This window comes from Pseudomaricurvus sp. ABR4_320, from assembly GCF_056159445.1.
Genome location: NZ_JBSWVF010000002.1, coordinates 475,916 through 491,644 on the forward strand (window position 1 = coordinate 475,916; position 15,729 = coordinate 491,644).

Annotated in this window: 11 protein-coding genes; 8 read left to right on the top strand and 3 right to left on the bottom strand. The window is 51.7% G+C overall.

Annotated features, from left to right (window positions below):
- The first annotated feature begins 3 nt into the window (after window positions 1-3).
- The 4 genes from ACXAFR_RS05325 to aceF all read left to right on the top strand — a co-directional run bounded on the left by ACXAFR_RS05325 (window position 4) and on the right by aceF (window position 9,121).
- Complete coding sequence (locus tag ACXAFR_RS05325; protein WP_475173246.1) at window positions 4-1,083, top strand: AI-2E family transporter; 1,080 nt, start codon at window positions 4-6, stop codon at window positions 1,081-1,083.
- A gap of 153 nt (window positions 1,084-1,236) precedes the next feature.
- Window positions 1,237-4,116 (top strand): insulinase family protein, encoded by a 2,880-nt coding sequence (locus tag ACXAFR_RS05330; protein WP_475173248.1) that lies wholly within the window; start codon window positions 1,237-1,239, stop codon window positions 4,114-4,116.
- Between the two features lie 322 nt (window positions 4,117-4,438).
- A complete protein-coding gene (gene aceE, locus ACXAFR_RS05335; RefSeq protein WP_475173252.1) occupies window positions 4,439-7,117 on the top strand; it encodes a pyruvate dehydrogenase (acetyl-transferring), homodimeric type in 2,679 nt (892 codons plus the stop codon).
- A 33-nt stretch (window positions 7,118-7,150) separates the two neighbouring features.
- Window positions 7,151-9,121: a dihydrolipoyllysine-residue acetyltransferase gene (gene aceF, locus ACXAFR_RS05340; protein WP_475173255.1), complete on the top strand. Its 1,971-nt coding sequence runs from the start codon at window positions 7,151-7,153 to the stop codon at window positions 9,119-9,121.
- Window positions 9,122-9,149: 28 nt separating this feature from the next.
- Here aceF and ACXAFR_RS05345 read toward each other — a convergent pair whose 3' ends face one another.
- Genes ACXAFR_RS05345 through ACXAFR_RS05355 form a run of 3 tightly spaced genes read right to left on the bottom strand, consistent with a single transcriptional unit; the run spans window position 9,150 to window position 11,361 of the window.
- On the bottom strand, window positions 9,150-10,412 hold the full coding sequence (locus ACXAFR_RS05345; protein ID WP_475173257.1) for a hypothetical protein: 1,263 nt from the start codon (window positions 10,410-10,412) through the stop codon (window positions 9,150-9,152).
- On the bottom strand, window positions 10,363-10,935 hold the full coding sequence (locus ACXAFR_RS05350) for a MiaE family protein (protein ID WP_475173917.1): 573 nt from the start codon (window positions 10,933-10,935) through the stop codon (window positions 10,363-10,365). Before ACXAFR_RS05350 ends, ACXAFR_RS05345 begins: the two co-directional genes overlap by 50 nt.
- 60 nt (window positions 10,936-10,995) lie before the next feature.
- The gene (locus ACXAFR_RS05355; protein WP_475173261.1) at window positions 10,996-11,361 is read right to left on the bottom strand and encodes a potassium channel family protein; all 366 of its coding nucleotides are present in this window, start codon (window positions 11,359-11,361) and stop codon (window positions 10,996-10,998) included.
- 163 nt (window positions 11,362-11,524) lie between these two features.
- Between ACXAFR_RS05355 and fabV the strand changes: the two genes are divergently transcribed.
- The 4 genes from fabV (at window position 11,525) to dapA (ending at window position 15,707) form a co-directional block, all read left to right on the top strand.
- Window positions 11,525-12,709, top strand: coding sequence for an enoyl-ACP reductase FabV (gene fabV, locus ACXAFR_RS05360; protein ID WP_475173265.1), 1,185 nt, complete (start codon window positions 11,525-11,527; stop codon window positions 12,707-12,709).
- Between the two features lie 36 nt (window positions 12,710-12,745).
- Window positions 12,746-13,651 (top strand): MBL fold metallo-hydrolase, encoded by a 906-nt coding sequence (locus ACXAFR_RS05365; protein WP_475173267.1) that lies wholly within the window; start codon window positions 12,746-12,748, stop codon window positions 13,649-13,651.
- Window positions 13,652-13,674: 23 nt separating this feature from the next.
- Window positions 13,675-14,589 (top strand): LpxL/LpxP family Kdo(2)-lipid IV(A) lauroyl/palmitoleoyl acyltransferase, encoded by a 915-nt coding sequence (lpxL, locus tag ACXAFR_RS05370; RefSeq protein ID WP_475173270.1) that lies wholly within the window; start codon window positions 13,675-13,677, stop codon window positions 14,587-14,589.
- Window positions 14,590-14,831: 242 nt separating this feature from the next.
- Window positions 14,832-15,707: a 4-hydroxy-tetrahydrodipicolinate synthase gene (gene dapA / locus ACXAFR_RS05375; protein WP_475173274.1), complete on the top strand. Its 876-nt coding sequence runs from the start codon at window positions 14,832-14,834 to the stop codon at window positions 15,705-15,707.
- Window positions 15,708-15,729 lie beyond the last annotated feature (22 nt).

The window sequence follows — 15,729 nt, forward strand, 5'->3', positions numbered from 1 at the left end:
AGTATGTTGCGGATTGTACGGGGCTGGGTCGATCGCTATTTTGGCGAGGAAGAGGCAGTACTGCTCTGTATCATGCTGTTCGCTGCACTTGCAGTCATGCTCACCATGGGGACAGTTCTAGCCCCAGCCATAGCCAGCCTGATCATTGCTTTTCTTCTCGATGGCCTGGTGCAGCGCTTAAAACAGTGGCGTATTCCCCATGTGGTCGCTGTCTCCCTGGTCACGCTGCTCTTGTTAGCGGGAATGGCTGTATTGTTTCTCGTGTTGATTCCCGTGGTCTGGCAGCAAACCGTTCGACTGGTGGGCGAGCTACCAAGAATGGTGACTGAATGGCAACAACTGTTATTGCTGCTGCCAGAGAAGTACCCTCAGTTGGTCTCGGAAGAGCAAATTCGCCAAATAATGAACTCTGTTGGTAAAGAGCTCGGAGCGGTGGGCCAGAATGTACTGACGTTTTCAGTAACCAATCTGCCGGTTGTCGTTTCGGTACTGATTTACGTGATTTTGGTTCCGATACTGGTGTTTTTCTTTCTAAAGGATCGCCAGAGAATTTTAAATTGGCTCGCGGGTTTTTTGCCCAACCGCCGGCCGGTTTTGCGCCAGATCTGGCATGAAATGAACGATCAGGTCGCCAATTACGTGCGTGGTAAGGCGATCGAAATTCTATTAGTTGGTGGTGTTTCTTATTTCTCTTTTGTGGTTCTCGATCTGAATTACGCCATGTTGTTGGGGGTTGCCGTTGGGCTCTCCGTCGTGATTCCTTATATCGGTGCCGCAGTTGTTACCGTGCCTGTGCTACTGATTGGCTTTTTACAGTGGGGTGTCGGCAGCGAGTTCTATTGGTTATTTGGCGTTTATTGCGTCATTCAGGCCGTTGATGGCAACGTGCTGGTGCCTTTGTTGTTTTCTGAGGCTGTAAATCTGCATCCGGTTGCCATTATTTTAGCGGTCCTGGTGTTTGGCGGGCTGTGGGGCTTTTGGGGCGTTTTCTTCGCGATTCCACTGGCCACGCTCGTCAAAGCTCTGCTCAGTGCCTGGCCTGTTACGGCGGCTCACAGAGCGGAAGAAAAAGCGCCGGAATAAGACTTTATATAAGAAGTGTAAGCGAACCATCAGGCACCGCGCAGAAATGTTACGAGTGGCGATGTGCGCTGAACGAATTCAGGCATGCATGGGTCAAAGCGGCTGTTTTGATCCTGCATTTCTGCGTTGCATTTTAATCTTGGAGAAAATCTCTTGCCGAAAATCCTCAATTCTCAAATAGCGTTGCGGTGTTGGTTGTATCTGCTGGTGTTTCTGATCGGGGCGCAGCAAGCCTTCGCTGATGGTTCTCAGGCTGAATCGGAAACCAAGGGAATTGAGGTTGTAAAAAGTGCGAACGACCAGCGTAATTATCGATATCTGGATCTGGAAAACGGTCTGAAGGTCTTGCTGATTTCAGATAAGAACGCCGATAAAGCTGCAGCGTCTTTAGATGTTAGTGTCGGTAGTAACGACAATCCGGAAGACCATTTGGGATTGGCGCATTTTCTGGAGCACATGTTATTTCTGGGCACGGGTAAGTATCCAAAAGCGGGTGAGTACCAGGAATTTATTGCCTCTCACGGCGGTACTCATAATGCGTACACCAGTGATGAACACACCAATTATTTCTTCGATATTGAACAGGCGAGCTTACAGGCAGGACTGGATAGGTTTGCACAGTTTTTTATAGATCCTCTCTTCACCCCCCAATACGTTGATCGTGAACGCAACGCCGTACACTCGGAATACCGGGCAAAACTGAAAGACGACAATCGTCGACAGTATGATGTTTTCAGCGAAATCCTCAGCCCGAAACACCCCCAGTCAAAATTTGCCGTTGGTAACCTGGATACCCTTGCAAATTCTGATTCTGAGCCTCTCCGTGACGACCTACTGGCGTTCTACCAACGCTATTATTCTGCCGATAATATGGCATTAACAGTGTTGGGACGTGAATCGTTGGATGACCTGCAAGCGATGGTTGTGCCGTTGTTCAGCCAAGTTCCAGAGCATCCCACAGCGGCAAAAATTTCTGGGCAGGAGATGTTTAACGCTGGAGATTTGCCGGGTTTGCTGCAAATTCAATCGCTGCAGGATCAACGGGGATTGACGTTGATTTTTCCGATGCCTTTGGAAACGGAAGACTATCGTGCAAAACCCATGGCGTATTTGGGGAGCATTTTAGGTCATGAAGGTGAAGGCAGTCTGTTGTCGCTGTTAAAACTGCAGGGCTGGGCTCAGTCGCTGGCGGCAGGTGGTGCGAATGACAGCCGTAATCAACAGGCGTTTACCGTCTCGATCGACTTAACGCCTTCCGGTTATGAACATTATCGCGAGGTGATTGCTGCGACCTTCGCAATGATCAACAAACTGCAGGATGGTGGTATCAAACGCTGGCGATTCGATGAAATGGCACAGTTATCCGAAATCGCCTTTGATAATATGGAAAACGCTGGCGCTATGCAGACGGTCATGGGCTTAAGCACGGCCTTGCAGGAATATCCTCCTGAAGACCTATTACGTGGCCCGTATGCTTTCGACAGTTTTAACAAGTCGATGATTGAAACCTACCTGGACAAACTGAATCCAGAAAATTTATTGGTCATTCTGACCGCGCCGGATGGACAGTACAAAAGCGTATCTAAGTATTACGATACCGCGTATACCTTTTCGCCTCTCAAAGAGCCTCTGCCAGAACTGTCAAAATCATTGCTGGCCGAATTGGATTTGCCGCAAAAGAACCCATTCATTCCAGAATCGCTGGCCATGAAGTCCACGACTGGAGATGTCAGTGCCGATGATGTGCCTGAACGAATTGATATCGAAGAGGGGACTCAGCTTTGGTTCAAGCAGGATCAAGCTTTCTCTGTCCCTAAAGCGGATGTGCGTCTGCGGATTCGCACCGCCGCTGCCGATGACTCACCAAGGGCGGCAGCTATCAGCCAACTTTTCGCCAGTTTGGTGCAGGATTCTCTCAACGAGTATGCTTATCCAGCGCAGTTGGCCGGTTTGTATTTTAGTTTTAGCCCCAACAGTCGAGGATTTGACCTGAGTTTGGGTGGCTATGATGACCGGATGTCGGTACTGCTAAAAAGAATCCTTAAAACCCTTGATGGTCATGAATTTGATCCTCAGCGCGTCGATATTTTACGGGATCGGCTGATTCGCCGGTGGCGCAACGAAACGCGCAGTACGCCTTACCAGCAATTGGTTCAGAAGCTGCCCGTTCTGCTCTACTCACCGCTTTGGGATGATCAAGCGCTGGCTACCGCACTGGCCGATGTCGATGCTGATGATCTTCAGAAATTTGCTGAAAGCGTCTGGAATCAAAGCCAGATTCGAATGATGGTCTATGGTAATTTCGAACGTAAAGAAGCCGTGAAGTTGGGCAAACTGGCTGCTCGCCACCTGCATCGCGGGGGCGATCAAGCAGCGGACAAGTCTGCATTGATCGTGCGCCTGCCAAACAAAGAGCAGACGTATTTTCTTCCCGTTGAGCATACGGATACGGCATCCATGTTGTACCTGCAAGCTCCGGATGACTCTATTCCCTCCCGAGCACAAATGCTGCTGAATCAGGAGATTCTGTCACCGCCGTTTTTTCATGAGCTGCGCACGGAACAACAGTTGGGCTATATCGTTTTCGCGACAGGATATCCTTTGAAAGATATTGCCGGTAATCTGCTGTTGGTACAGTCGCCGTCGGCAGGTTTATCGAAGGTACGTACAGCGATGGAGTCATTTCTTCGTGAGCAGGTTGATCAGAAAACAGTCGCTGATTATACGACGGTGAGATCGGCCGTGGTGGCGAATCTGGCGGAGCGGCCGAAAAATCTAAAAGAACAGGGTGGTGAATACTGGGATGTCATTACCAGTGACGATCAGGATTTTGCGTTTAAAGAGAAGCTGATTGCCGCCGTTAAATCGATTGATGAGGCTGACTATTTGGCGTTCCGTCGTCAGCTGCTGACCAACTCAGGTCGGCTATGGTTAACGGCAGGAGAGACTGCACCTGCTGATTCCGTAACCTATGACAGCGAAAAATCCTACGAAGCCGACAAACAAGCCGTTGGCGGTTATCGCTATCGGTGATGTTTTCACATCCTTTCATGGCCATTCCCGTATCCCCTGGCTCTGGGGAGGCCTCTCGAATAACGAGATTGGGATAGCGGCGATACTGTTGTTGTAAGAGCCGGGTAAGTGCCTGTTTTTAGAGGCGACAAGAGCTGTTCGTTATTTGTTCAATCCTTGAGCTAAAAGCCGCTCAGATTGAAGAATGGGGGGCATTTGTGTAAATATAGGAGCCCTGCCGGGTATCTTTTCCCCCCGTCCACCCGGTCTCCGCCAAAAAAATCTACAAATTCCAACTTTGGATTCTTCCGAAGTTTGCGGTTGGTAAGCACAGGATAGATATATGAGTACCGAAGAAAATCGCCTCGTCGAAGACGAAGATGCCATTGAAGTGCGTGAGTGGTTGGATGCTTTCCACTCCGTTATCCGTTACGGGGGTAAAGAGCGCGCTGCCTGGTTGATCAAACAACTGTCGGACCAAGCCACCGACGCCGGTGTACAACTGCCTGCAGCGATCACCACCCCCTATTACAACACCATACCCGTAGCCGCGGAACGGCGGATGCCTGGCGATCTCTTTATGGAGCGAAGAATTCGCTCTTTGATTCGCTGGAATGCTCTTGCCATGGTTATGCGGGCAAACGATAACAACGAAGGCCTCGGAGGACACATTGCCTCCTTTGCCTCGTCGGCAACCCTTTACGATGTGGGTTTTAACTACTTTTTCCGTGGCGGTGAGGGTGACCAGCCTGCCGACCTGATCTTCTATCAAGGACATTCTTCGCCGGGTATGTATGCGCGCTCATACCTTGAGGGTAGATTCAGCGAAGAGCAACTCGACAACTTCCGTCGTGAAGTTGACGGCGGTGGCTTGTCTTCTTACCCCCACCCATGGTTGATGCCAGACTACTGGCAGTTCCCGACAGTATCTATGGGGCTTGGTCCGATTCAGGCCATTTATCAGGCCTACTTTATGCGCTATCTGGCTGCTCGTGGGCTGGTTAAAGAGGGCGATCGTAAAGTGTGGGCTTTCCTCGGGGACGGTGAGTGTGACGAGCCGGAATCTCTGGGCGCCATTGGCATGGCCGGGCGTGAAAAACTCAACAATCTGATCTTCGTTATCAATTGTAACTTGCAGCGGCTCGATGGCCCTGTGCGCGGCAATGGTAAGATCATTCAAGAGCTCGAAGGTGCTTTCCGAGGCGCTGGCTGGAACGTTATTAAAGTGATCTGGGGTCGCCATTGGGACCAACTGCTTGATCGCGATAAGACCGGGCTTCTGCAGAAGCGCATGGACGAAGTGTGCGACGGCGAGCTGCAGAACTACAAAGCGAATGGCGGAGCTTACACCCGTGAGCACTTCTTCGGTAAATATCCGGAGTTGTTGGAGCTGGTGAAAGACCTGAGCGACGAGGACATCATGTATCTCAACCGTGGTGGTCACGATCCGTTCAAAGTTTACGCAGCGTACGCTGAAGCGGTACGTTCCTCTGACAAGCCGACCGTCATTCTTGCTCAAACCGTTAAAGGCTACGGTATGGGAGATTCCGGTGAGGCTCAAAACGAAACTCACTCGGTCAAGAAACTCGATATCAACAGTCTCAAGCGCTTCCGCGACCGTTTTGGTATTCCCATTACCGACGATGCCTTGAAGAGCGTTCCCTATTATCGTCCGGCGCCAGACAGCCCTGAAATGTTGTACATGAAGCGTCGTCGTGAAGAGTTGAACGGTTCTCTGCCCGCGCGTAAGCCTGAATTCGAAGCCATGCGAACCCCGCCGCTGGATACGTTCAAAGGTCTACTGAAAGGCAGCGGTGAGCGTGAAATTTCCACGACCATGGCGTTTGTTCGAATCTTGTCCACCTTGGTTAAAGACAAGGAAATCGGCAAGCAAGTGGTGCCAATTGTTCCCGATGAAGCGCGTACCTTCGGTATGGAAGGCATGTTCCGTCAATTGGGGATCTACTCTTCTGCAGGCCAAAAATACACGCCTCACGACCATGATCAGATCATGTTCTACAAAGAGAGTGAGAACGGCCAGATTTTGGAAGAGGGCATTAACGAAGCCGGCTCTATGTCTGCCTGGATAGCCGCAGCGACGTCTTATGCGAATCATGGCATGCCGATGATTCCTTTCTACATCTACTACTCCATGTTCGGCTTCCAGCGCATCGGCGATCTGGCGTGGGCTGCGGGTGATAGCCAGGCTCGCGGTTTCCTTATCGGTGGTACAGCCGGTCGCACGACACTGAACGGTGAAGGTCTGCAGCACGAAGATGGCCACAGTCATATTCTGTCCAACACCATCCCGAACTGTCGCAGCTACGATCCAACCTACAGCTACGAGTTGGCCGTCATCATTCAGGATGGCTTGCACCGGATGTATGAGAAGAAGGAAAACTGCTACTACTACATCACTACGATGAACGAGAACTACCGTCATCCTGAAATGCCGGTTGGGGTCGAAGAAGGCATCATCAAAGGGCTCTACCTCCTCACCGAGGGTAAAAAGTCCAAGAAAGGCCAGAAGCGAGTTCAGTTGGTAGGTGCCGGTACAATTCTGCGTGAAGTTGAGGCTGCTGCAGAGCTGTTGCGCGAAGATTTCGAGATTGAATCGGATATCTGGAGCATGACCAGTGCGAATGAGCTGATTCGCGACGCTCAGGAGTGTGATCGCTACAATCTTTTGCATCCAGAAGCCGAGCCAAAAACCGCCTATGTCACTCAACAGTTGAGCGGCCGCGCTGGACCGGTTGTTGTGTCAACAGATTACATGAAGAATCTCGTAGAGCCGCTACGTAAGTTTGTTCCTGCATCCTTGCGAGTATTGGGTACCGACGGTTACGGCCGCAGTGACACCCGCTCCAAGTTGCGTCACTTCTTCGAAGTTGATCGTTATTTCGTTGTTGTCGCCGCATTGAAGAGTCTGGCAGACGACGGCGCTATCGATGCTTCTGTCGTGACCCAGGCGATGAACAAATACGGTATATCCGCCGATAAACCCAATCCCCTACACAGCTAAGCGGGCGGATAACAAAAAAATTAAGGAGTAACAGTGGCTAAAGAAATGATTCCCGTGCCCGATCTGGGGGGCGCGGATAAAGTTGATGTGATTGAAGTTTGCGTCAAGGAGGGGGATACCATTGAAGTCGAGCAATCGTTGATTGTGCTCGAATCTGACAAGGCTTCCATGGATGTACCCAGCCCGAAAGCAGGCAAGGTCATCGCGATTAAAGTGAGTGAAGGTGACCAGCTGTCAGAGGGCGATCTGATTTTAGAGTTGGATGTTGATGCCGGAGGCGATTCCGCAGAGCCTGCTCCCAAAGAGGCACCTAAAGCTGAAGAGAAAAAGCCCAATGAGAAGAAAGCGCCTGCAGCCAGCAAACCCAAAAAAGCCAGTTCAGCACCTTCTGAACAGCTCATTAAGGTTCCTGATCTTGGCGGTGCCGATGCTGTAGACGTAATTGAGTTGTGCGTTGCCGAGGGCGATGACGTCGCTGAAGGTGATTCGCTGATTGTCGTCGAGTCCGACAAGGCGTCGATGGAAATTCCATCGACTGCAGCGGGTAAGGTTGTGTCCCTGAAAGTTGCCGAAGGTGGCAAGGTTTCTGAAGGTGATGACATCCTAGTGCTGGCAGTTGCTGGTGGGGCAGAAGACGTTGAAGAGGCTGAAGAGGCCCCTGAACCGGCTGCAGTGGCAGAAGAGGAATCTTCAGAAGCGCCTGCAGACGTTGACGACGGCGCACCATCGGAAGAAATGCTGAAGGTGCCTGATCTCAGCGGTGCTGAAAACGTTGATATCATCGAAGTCTGTGTTGCCGAAGGTGACGAGATTGCCGAAGGTGATTCGTTGATTGTGGTTGAATCCGACAAAGCGTCCATGGAAATTCCTGCGACCTCTGCTGGCAAAGTACTTAAGCTGGTTGTGGCTGAAGGTGGTAAGGTTTCCACCGGTGATGACTTGGTCCTGCTCGAAGTCAAAGGCAAAAAGCCGGCTCCGGCTCCCGCAGCGAAAGCCTCCGCGCCCGCGTCTGCACCGGCCAAAGCAGCACCTGCGCCAACCTCCGCTCCAGCGCCCAGTGCGGCTGAAGCGACACGCGACGTGAAGGATGGTGCCTCTGTTTATGCCGGACCGTCTGTACGTAAGCTGGCTCGACAGTTGGGTGTCGATCTTTCCAAGATCAAGGCCAGCGGACCTCGCGGTCGTTACACCAAAGATGATGTGCGCTCTTTCGTGAAACAGACTCTTGAAAAAGTCGCTAGCGGTAAAGTCTCTGTTTCTGGTGGCAGTGGTATTCCGGCGGTTCCTGAGATCGATTTCTCGCAGTTTGGCGAAATCGAAACGGAAAAAATGTCGAAAATTGCCCGAGTCACGGCAGCGAACATGTCTCGGGCATGGCTCAATGTGCCTCATGTGACTCAGTTTGATGATGCCGATATCACCGAGCTGGAGGAATTCCGTAAGGGAATGAAAGCTCAGGCTGAAAAGCGTGGCGTCAAACTGACTCCGCTGCCATTCCTCTTAAAGGCGTCTGCAGCGGCTTTGCAAGCTGAGCCGAGCTTTAATGTCTCCCTGCATGCCGATGGCGAGCATCTGGTGCGCAAGAAGTACATTCACATCGGTGTTGCGGTTGACACGCCCAATGGTCTGATGGTACCGGTCATTCGTGACGTTGATAAAAAAGGTCTGTGGGAGCTGGCTGCAGAGTCATCCGAACTCGCGGCTAAGGCTCGCGATGGCAAGCTGACAACCCGCGATATGCAGGGCGGCTGTTTTACCATCTCCAGTTTGGGAGCGATCGGTGGCAATGGATTTACGCCAATCGTTAACACGCCAGAAGTGGCCATTATGGGCGTCTCTAAAGCTCAAATTAAGCCTATTTGGAATGGTAAAGAGTTCGTTCCTCGGCAGATGCTGCCTCTGGCCGTTTCCTATGACCATCGTGCCATTAACGGCGCTGATTGCGGTCGTTTCTTCACCTACTTGGTTGGTGTGCTGAGCGACATTCGTCAGATGTTGCTCTAAGCGCGGAATAGCACCCCAATAGCTGCTTCTACTGAACAATGTTCGGTGGGGGCAGTGGCTGGGGTGGATAACCGTGGTCCTGCAAATAGTGCACAAACTTTAGTGTGCGAAATCCATCGAACCAGCTGTGAAAGTGGCGTTTTCGCCAGCCTGCGTCGTCCGAGTTTTGCAGGTGCTGGTACAGTTTCTCAATGCCCAGTGATTTCAGGCATTCTTCCACATCCTTGCCCAGCTCCTTCAGTCTCCACGGTTCACGACCGCCGGCTGACAATTTCTTTTCTGCAAAAGCGATAAATTCAGCTAGCCGGTCAAATATGCCGCTGTGATAGCTGCTCGGAATTATTCCCTCTTCTCGTTGTGCCAGTATACTTGCAGTTGCCGGTCCGGTACCAAATGGAACACGATGCGAGAGTCTTGGTGTAAGTTGTATACAGGGCTCTAGGTCGACGATTCGGCCGAGTTTGGCCAGCTTGTTGAGAAGGTAAAAATCTTCTCCAGCATTGCGGCGAGGAAATCCTCGCGCTTGGCAGTATGTGAGCAGATTAATTACCAGTAGGCTGCCGAGTGTGTAAAACCCATAGGGTGAACCCGCCCTGCGTAGGCCATGCACGTAATGGCGAAGATGGGATTCGTACCAGAGCGTTGCCTGGGAAATAGGACTGCCATCGTTCCTGTGTGAAAAAGCGAATATTCCCGCGGCAATGTCAGGTTGAAGGGGCAGTGCTGCGTTGAAATAGTTGTCAGGCAGTTCTGCGTCTGCATCCGTCGAATACAGCCAGGGACTTTTGATAACGCCATACTGCCAAAGTACGGTGGCACAGTCCGCCCCAATTTTTCTTGCCAGGCCCACGCCTTGTTTTTCAGGAATCGGCTGGGTATCTCGGTCGATGATGAGCAGCGTACCGAGGTCTGTCGGCTCGGCTAAAAAGGCCCTGATTGTTGAAGTGTGCATCAATGGAGCCGATGCATACTGCAGCTCTTTAATCAGCGCGGTATTGCGCCCGCAGGACTGGCTGGAGTCTGGGCGATTGATCACCAGAATTCCCAGTGCATTTGCGGCAGCAAGCTGTGTTCGCAGTTTGGTTAGAAAATCACTGGGCTCGTCGTACACAGGGATAACAAGTACGCTGTCAAACTTGCGATCCGGTGGCCAGAGGTTGAAATGACCGGCCAGCAATTGCGCCTCTGGCTCTGCATATTGCTGAAGGTACTTGTTGACCGCTTTCACTGTCTCTGTTTGTTTAATGGAGTGAAGGGCGTAGAGGTTGGCGAGCGATGATTTCAGCTTCAATGTCCAGCAACTCATCATAACGCGGAAGGATGACATCTGCCGTAAAGTAGCACTCTGCAAGATCATAAAACAGTGTGCTGTGCTTGGCTTCAGAGCGGGAAATCGCTCGATAGAAGGTTTTCAGATCCCCGGCTGGCAGCTGTTCGCCAATCAGGCCAAACCGCTCCTGACCTCGGGCTTCGATAATTCCCGCGATCAGTAAGCGGTCAAGAAAATAGACATCGCTGCCCTTGCGAATGGTCGAGCGCAGGTTGTTGACATAGGCGTCACGGGTATCCGCGCCGAGTTGTAAGCCTCGCGACATCATGATTTTAACCACTTCTCGAAAGTGGGTCATTTCTTCGATGGCGAGGTCCATCATGGCGGTCACTAACTCGGCTCGGTCCGGATAATGTGACAGCATGGACATGGCCATTCCCGAGGCTTTTTTTTCCGCGGCGGCGTGATCCGGCAGAAAGCTGTCCATATCATTGATCACGCATTCCGCCCAAGCCAAAGGTGTCTGATAGCGAAGTTTTTTCATCGTTGTGTTGTTGCCCATGAGTTAAATGCTGGGGAGGATAAGTCGGTGAGAGCTGTGGCATTATCTGGATTCTGGCGTAGTTTTAAAGTCCAGAAAGGCCGGAATGCGCGTCTCTACGTGAGCCTCAAAAGCGCGGGATGCACATTCTACAGTGAGAGCGACAAAAATACCGCTGAACATGAGGCCAAACATCGCTATGGTGATAGACAGAGCACGTGAACTGCGCCTTGTTGGACGAATATCCCCGTAACCAACGGTCAGTGCCGTTACAAAGGTCCAATAAAAGGCGTCAAAACTCGACCAGCTTTCTAGCCTGCCAACCAGTTGCCCCAAGCTAAAGATCATAACCCAAAGAGAAACCAGTAACGGCAATGCCAGCCAACAGGCTATAAGCAAGAACTGAAAAAAATCACTGGTAAACTGCATCTAATTCGCCTCCGCTGCGTATTATTTGTCCAAATTGCGTCTTGAGGATGTTTCACCGTAAAGCACTGGAGTATCCTCGCTGCGCTATTATAATTGCGTTTCTGTAAGTCTTGCCTGACATGGTTCAGGCTGTGCACGTTTCACCCATTAACGGGATCATTTCATGATAATCAAACCCAAAGTCAGAGGCTTTATTTGTACAACCGCTCATCCTCAGGGGTGCGCTGCGAATGTCGATAGCCAGATTTCCTATATACACGATAAGGGCGCAATCGCAGACGCACCTAAAAATGTGTTGGTGATTGGCTGTTCGAACGGCTACGGGCTGGCGTCCCGTATCACAGCGGCCTTCGGTGGTGGCGCGAATACTTTGGGTGTTTGTTTTGAAAAGCCTCCAACAGAAAAACGTACTGCGTCGGCGGGTTACTACAATACCGCTGCATTTGAAGGCAAGGCCAAGAGTGCAGGCTTGTATGCTGCGACGATTAATGGCGATGCGTTTTCGACAGAATGTAAAGATCAGGCGATTGCATTGGCAAAAGAAAATCTCGGCCCTATTGATTTGGTGGTCTACAGTCTCGGTGCTCCGCGTCGGCAGGATCCCGCTACCGGTGAGGTTTACACCAGTGTTCTCAAGCCAATAGGCGACAGCTACACGGCTAAAAATCTGAATACCGACACGCTGAAAATCAGTGAGATGACACTCGAACCTGCCAGTGACGAAGAAATTCAGAACACGGTAAAAGTCATGGGTGGAGAAGACTGGGAGCTGTGGATCGACGCGTTGCTCTCTGCAGGTGTTCTGGCTGAGGGCTGTAAAACCGTCGCTTATACCTATCTGGGCGACAAAATTACCTGGCCGATCTATGGGCACGCAACGATTGGGAAAGCGAAAGAAGACCTCGATAGGGCGGGTAAAGCGCTCAATGAAAAGCTGCAAGGTGTGAGTGGTACGGCTTCGGTCGCCGTCTTAAAAGCTTTGGTCACTCAGTCCAGTTCAGCCATTCCGATCATGCCATTGTACATCTCGCTGGTTTACAAGGTTATGAAAGAAGAGGGGACTCACGAAGGGTGCATTGAGCAAATCTTCCGACTGTTTACCGAAGGGTTGTACACCTCGTACCCACGCGTAGATGAGTTGGGGCGTTTGCGTATGGATAATTTAGAGCTCAATCCGGCAACTCAAGCGAAGATCGAAGACCTTTGGCCGAAGGTTACCGAAGAAAATTTGTATGAATTGACAGACTACGCCGGCTATAACACGGATTTTCTGAAGTTGTTTGGATTTGGCTGGGAAGGCGTTGATTACGATGCGGACACCAGTCCGCTGGTAAAGGCTGATTTTTAAACTCCTACGCAGTAAGTCAGAGGTCGTTATATCGTCATGGCAGATTTGCATCGCTCAGTGATCGAGCTGCCATTGCGCCAGGGGCACACGGTTCAGGTCTCTGACCGTGTTCGTCGACTGACGGCAGGTAATCCTTCGATCTTCACCGGACCGGGCACCAACACCTATCTACTCCAAGACGGTGCTACCGTGATCGTTGATCCCGGGCCGGCGGATCAAGCGCATATCAACGGGATTCTCGCCGCCTGCGATGGCCGCATTGACTACATCCTGGTCACGCATGCTCATGCAGATCATTCTCCTGCGGCCGCGTTGCTCGCTGTTGAAACCGGGGCTGTGTGTGTCGGTCTACCCGTGACGCATCCTCATCCACAGCTGGATCGCACATTCGTGCCGGATCGTGTTCCAGATGATGGGGAGATACTAACGCTTGGGAGCTTGCGTATAGAGTCCCTTACAACGCCTGGGCACCTACGAGAACACTTGGTTTATCGCCTGTGTGGAGAGGAAATATTGTTTGCCGGGGATCATGTTATGCAAGGGGCGTCGGTCGCGATTTTGCCCGATTACGGCGGTCGCATCGCAGACTACTTGCGCTCTCTGCGGAAACTCCAGGGGCGCGGAATTGCCCAGATTGCACCGGCTCATGGTCATCTGCTGGGTGAAGCAGACCAGGTGTTCGAGGAGCTTTATCAGCACCGTCTGCATCGCGAGTCTTTGGTGCTGGACGCCATTGATAAGTTGGGAAGGGGAACGACCGCGGCCATTGCGCCGCTGGCGTACCCTGACTTACCCGCAGAATATCTGCCGATTTCTTACGTGGCTCTCTGGGCGCATCTGGAGCATTTGGTTGAGCTGGGTAGGGTGAATACCTTCGGGCAGCGCTCCATGCCGGCGATTGCCAGTCACTTGTGGATCTTGGCAGAGTCACATACTCACTAAGAAAGGTTTAAAAAGGACCCTCGGTGGAAAAACCCAAATTTCGATGGTCGATGTTGCATCCGCGTTATTGGTTACTGTGGATGGGCGTTGGTTTGTGGTGGTTGATTGTACAGCTGCCTTATCCCGTGTTGGTTTGGTTGGCTCGTGGGCTTACCCCGGTTCTTTGGCGTATTGCCAAGTCTCGCCGGCATATTGGTGAGGTTAATCTAAAACTCTGTTTTCCTGAAAAGTCTGATGCCGAGCGAGAAGCACTTCTCAAAGAGAATTTCTTCTCGTCAGCGATGGCCTTGTTCGAAACCGGAATGGCGTGGTTTTGGCCGGAAAGGCGCTTGCGACGGATTTTTCGTGTCGAGGGGCTTGAGCATCTGCCAACTAAGCCGACTCAGGGCACGTTGTTAATGGCGATGCATTTTACGCATCTCGATCTTGGTGGGGCGCTGTTGGTCCAATTGCGTGACGTTTCTGCAATGTATCGACCGCATAACAACCCGTTGTATGACTTTATACAGCGTCGAGGGCGAGAACGACATTCCCCTGAAACCCTGGTGATTCCCAGAAATGATGTAAAGGGCATGGTCAGGGCTCTGCGTAAAGGGCTCTCGGTCTGGTACGCCCCAGATCAGGATTACGGTCGCAAGGTCAGTATCTTTGTGCCTTTTTTCGGCGTTCCGGCGGCGACAATTACGGCAACGTCCAAAATCGCTGCACTGGGAAAAGCGAGAGTTGTACCCTTTATTCAGCGACGGTTACCGGGATATCGAGGGTATTTGGTCAAAGTGTATCCACCGCTGGATCATTTTCCGGGGGAGAGTGAGGTGGAAGATGCTCAGCGTATCAATGAATTTGTTGAGGCGCGGGTTCGCGAGCAGCCGGATCAGTATCTATGGACCCACCGTAGATTCAAAACTCGCCCCCCTGGTGAGGACGGTTTTTATTAACGCAGGTCTGTCCCATACATAATTAGACCGCTTAAAGCTTGTTTCACAGCTGGGGCGTCAGTAACATTACGCCTTCTTTGCAGCCCGCTATTCTACTGCTGTTATCGACATGTCCCATTCGGCTCTATCGCCGGTGGGAATAAATCAGACGCTCCGAGGGAATGGGCCGCGCCAGCGTTACCGGTGGCTGATGAGTCAGCGGGACGCACTAACAGGAAACGCCTTCCACGAGGAATCTTTACATGATTCAAGGTAGTATTGTCGCCCTGGTGACTCCCATGACCGCCACTAACGAGCTCGATTGGGTGGCGCTGGAGAAGCTGGTCGAATGGCATATCGAACAGGGAACCAACGGTATCGTCGCCGTTGGCACCACCGGTGAGTCGGCAACCTTGTCCGTCAATGAGCACAAGCAGGTTATCAGCAGAGTTGTCGATCAGGTTGCGGGACGCATCCCGGTCATTGCCGGCACGGGGGCCAACTCCACATTGGAGGCCATCGAGCTTACTGAAGCTGCTCGCTCGGCGGGCGCTGATGCTTGTCTGTCTGTGACGCCTTACTACAATAAACCGACTCAGGAAGGACTTTTCCAGCACCATCGCGAAATTGCCCGCCAGTCACCCCTGCCCCAAATTCTCTACAATGTTCCCGGCCGCACAGGTGTCGACATGCTGCCTGAAACTGTGGTTCGCCTCAGTGCCATTGAGAATATTATCGGCATCAAAGAAGCGACGGGCGACGTTGAGCGCGCCGGTTGGTTAATTGAAAACACTCCTGAAGAGTTTCTCATTTATTCTGGCGATGACATCACCGCCGTAGAGCTGATGTTATTGGGCGGAAATGGCGACATCAGTGTGACGGCGAACGTTGCTCCTGCGCAGTTATCCAAGCTTTGTGCTCTCGCAATTGCGGGTGAAAGCGAGGCCGCACGCGCGATTAACGATCAACTGATGCCTCTGCACGAGGCGATGTTCGTCGAGTCTAACCCAATTCCCGTTAAGTGGGCCGTTAGTGAAATGGGATTGTCAGGTCCCGGTATCCGACTGCCGATGACGCCCCTGGCAGAAGAATATCAGCCGCGCGTGCGAACTGCGCTGCGTGAACTTGGTCTGATATAAATCTCACGTATTACAGTAAACG

Coding starts and splice junctions, on each gene's coding strand:
- ACXAFR_RS05365 (WP_475173267.1), top strand. CDS start 12,746: ATGGCAGATTTGCATCGCTCAGTGATCGAGCTGCCATTGCGCCAGGGG.
- aceE (WP_475173252.1), top strand. CDS start 4,439: ATGAGTACCGAAGAAAATCGCCTCGTCGAAGACGAAGATGCCATTGAA.
- ACXAFR_RS05325 (WP_475173246.1), top strand. CDS start 4: ATGTTGCGGATTGTACGGGGCTGGGTCGATCGCTATTTTGGCGAGGAA.
- ACXAFR_RS05355 (WP_475173261.1), bottom strand. CDS start 11,361: ATGCAGTTTACCAGTGATTTTTTTCAGTTCTTGCTTATAGCCTGTTGG.
- fabV (WP_475173265.1), top strand. CDS start 11,525: ATGATAATCAAACCCAAAGTCAGAGGCTTTATTTGTACAACCGCTCAT.
- ACXAFR_RS05350 (WP_475173917.1), bottom strand. CDS start 10,935: ATGAAAAAACTTCGCTATCAGACACCTTTGGCTTGGGCGGAATGCGTG.
- dapA (WP_475173274.1), top strand. CDS start 14,832: ATGATTCAAGGTAGTATTGTCGCCCTGGTGACTCCCATGACCGCCACT.